The 466-nt window shown below is 71.9% G+C and carries 1 pseudogene; it reads right to left on the bottom strand.

The window, feature by feature from the left end:
• Nucleotides 1-12: 12 nt before the first annotated feature.
• Nucleotides 13-466 (bottom strand): annotated as a pseudogene (locus AC5RUJ_RS18325) (MFS transporter); the annotation flags it as partial.

Below are 466 nucleotides of genomic sequence, written 5' to 3'. Positions count from 1 at the left end.
GCGGGCCGGCGGTCAGCCCTCGTAGCTGTCCGGCAGTTTCCGCAGGGCCCACAGGGGCGAGAACAGCACCGGCGCCGCGGCAAGCGCGGAACCGGCCGCACCGATCCACAGGGTAGGCACCAACCCGATGGTTCCGCCGAGCAGGCCCGCCAGCAGCCCGGAGAGCGGCAACACGCCGTACACCACGAAGCGGATCGACGCGTTCATCCTCCCGAGCAGCCGCGGCGGGCAGACCCGCTGGCGCATCGTCACCTGCATCACGTTGTAGACCAGGGAGCAGAAGGAGACGCCGGCCTCGCCGACGATCAGCAGGAACAGTGCCGAGGCGGTGTCCGGCATCAACACCGACAACGGCATCGCCGCCAGGAAGACCGCCGAGGCAACGCTGGCCAGCGGAATCAGGGCCCCCTCGCCGGTCAGCTTCGCCAGCCGGGGCGCCGCCACCGCTCCCAGCAGCCCGCCGGCC

The sequence above is a fragment of the Arthrobacter sp. Y3223164 genome, from assembly GCF_059091005.1.
Note: the sequence above shows the minus strand (reverse complement) of the source record. Positions and strands in the feature narration are given on the sequence as shown.